Annotated in this window: 3 protein-coding genes; 1 reads left to right on the top strand and 2 read right to left on the bottom strand. The window is 23.2% G+C overall.

The window, feature by feature from the left end; all coding sequences use genetic code 11:
* Positions 1-154: 154 nt before the first annotated feature.
* Complete coding sequence (locus tag AWT72_RS08415) at positions 155-1,168, top strand: DDE-type integrase/transposase/recombinase (RefSeq protein WP_067143567.1); 1,014 nt, start codon at positions 155-157, stop codon at positions 1,166-1,168.
* Between the two features lie 119 nt (positions 1,169-1,287).
* On the opposite strand, the gene AWT72_RS08410 is transcribed toward AWT72_RS08415, so the two are convergent.
* The gene (locus AWT72_RS08410) at positions 1,288-1,926 is read right to left on the bottom strand and encodes an SdpI family protein (RefSeq protein WP_067143564.1); all 639 of its coding nucleotides are present in this window, start codon (positions 1,924-1,926) and stop codon (positions 1,288-1,290) included.
* A complete protein-coding gene (locus AWT72_RS08405) occupies positions 1,913-2,182 on the bottom strand; it encodes an autorepressor SdpR family transcription factor (RefSeq protein ID WP_156285954.1) in 270 nt (89 codons plus the stop codon). The genes AWT72_RS08410 and AWT72_RS08405 overlap by 14 nt, the downstream gene beginning before the upstream one ends.
* Positions 2,183-2,594: the final 412 nt, after the last annotated feature.

Here is a 2,594-nt window from a genome sequence, read left to right as displayed (position 1 = left end):
GTATTTTAATATTAAAATACTTTTTTGTCAATACTAATATTTAATTTTTTATTTCTTTATATGTGAAACTCCACAATTAATGACCCATAAATGAAAATCACATTAATGAGCCTTATTATTAAGAATATTTTCCAAAAGAAAAATAGGAAGTCCTATGTCTCGAAAATCAACTATTAGAGCATATGAAACTCTTAATAAAATATCTAAAAAGGGTAAAAAGAAAAAAGAGAAAGGTTTAACTGAAATTGAAAGAAAACTAAAATATGAAATTAGTTTTAAGTACGCTCATCCATATATGCCTAGAATCAAATATTTTGGAGAAATAGTAGAAACTGATGCCTCTCCACATATATGGTTTGGTGATAAAAAATTCAATCTCCATCTATTTGTTGATAAAGCAACTTCAGTCATACTAGGAGCATACTTTGATACACAAGAAACACTTAAAGGATATTATACAGCCTTTAAACAAGTTTTAATTAATTATGGTATACCATATAAATTAATAGCAGATAATAGAACTGTTTTTAAATATTCAGAAGATACTGAAAAGAAAACGAACTTTGGAATAATGTGTCGTTTTCTTGGTATAGAATTAGAAACTACTTCTGTAGCACAAGCTAAAGGTACAGTAGAAAGAACCTTTAAAACATTACAATCTAGATTAGCTGCTGAATTAAGTTTTTACGGCATTAAAAACATTAATGAAGCTAATAAATATTTAATTGAATTTGTAAAACAACATAATGAAAAGGCTCTTTCTAAATTTAATGATATAGAAAATAGATTTGAATGTCAAACATATACTGATGAAGAATTAAATAAAGTTCTATCAATATTTAATAAAAGAGTAATATCAGGGCACTGTATATCATATGAAAATAATAAATATGTACCTTTAAATCATAAAGGGGAAAATATGTATTTACATAATAAGACTAAAATTGTAGTTGCTAAGTCATTAACTGGTACATTACACATGATATTAGATAATGAAATATTTGATTTAAAAAAGATTGATAACATTTTAGAATTTTCTAAAAATTTCAATGAAAAGCCAATTGAGAAAACAGAAAAAATTAAATATATACCACCACAAGACCATCCTTGGAGAAAATTTTTCAAGATGATTTTTATTGAGTTATCAAAAAAGAAAAAGAATAGATAAATTAAATAGCCATTTATGCCTAAAATTTTATTAGGTAAAAATGGCTCATTTATATGACTATAAATCATACTTTTTAGGGTTCATTAATTATGGAGTCTTACATACTAATATTTAATTTTTTATTTCTTTATATTTTTATTATAATATATGTAATATGAATAAGCCATTATTATAATATTTATTAATATCATTACAATAAATATAATGTATGCTCCTATGTTAAAAAACATACTTATTATTCCTAAAATACCTAAAATTATAAAGCATATTCCACCAAATTTATGTGTTTTATTCCAATTCTCTTCATCATCTAGTGTCCAAGGTAATCTGATACCTATTGTATAATTTTTATGTGCTTTGGGCATATAATTACCTAAAATTATGAACATTATTGATAATATAAGAGTCATTATTTTGCTAACATTTAAACTATATTCAAGTGCTACTAATATAGTTATTATAATTATTAAATTAGAGATTAATGGCATTGTAAATATACTAACCATTAATAATTTGTTATTTGAATTAACTTTTCTAGGATCTAATCTAGTCATAAAATAAATAAGTATAGTTATACCTGCTAATATTAAAGGCATTATGTAAATTATGTTAAATTTATTAGTATATGCATCAATATTGCCTGAAAAATCAAAATTACTTGGCAGCATTTCAGGTAATTTATTATATATTATTGTTCCATAAACCATTGGTAATAAACATAATACTGCTGCTATTATAATATTCTTATATTTTTTCATTTTTATCACCTTTCTTTAACCAAAATATTAATTCTTCAAAAACTGAAAGATTTAATTCATAATAAATAAAATTTTTATATTTTTGCTCTCTTATTAAATCTGCTTCTTTTAATATTTTTAAGTGATAGGAAATGCTTGCAGAAGTAATTTTAAATTTACTACTTATATCACCTGCACTTAATTTTCCTTCTCTTAGAAGTTCTATAATCTTTAATCTTATAGGATCTCCTAAAGCTTTAAAACTTTCATTAAACATAATCTCACTCCAAACCTATTTAGAATTATATCTAATTAGATTATATTCTAAATAGTTGCTTTTGTCAATATTTATACATGAAAATTCCTTTTTATTTATGTAAAACGTCACATAAAATGAGCCATAAAATATAGCAATTAAAATCATATAAAGTGCCAATTTTGAGCCATTTTTTTGATTATCAAGTTAATATATATCAAAGTGTAAATATACTTAATATATTTTTAAGGAGGTAGTCAAAAATGACTAAAGAAGAAAAAGATTTTGCTAAAAAAATGGCAATCAAATTAATCGAAGAAGGTAGAAAACTTACTACTATCACAATTATTACAGGTTTATCATATGCAACAGTGAAAAGATTGAAAAAACAATCTGGCAAAAGTATTTTAGATGGTAAAAAGAAAGATTTATC

The organism is Oceanivirga salmonicida, from assembly GCF_001517915.1.
In the GTDB taxonomy this organism is placed as follows: domain Bacteria; phylum Fusobacteriota; class Fusobacteriia; order Fusobacteriales; family Leptotrichiaceae; genus Oceanivirga; species Oceanivirga salmonicida.
Note: the sequence above shows the minus strand (reverse complement) of the source record. Positions and strands in the feature narration are given on the sequence as shown.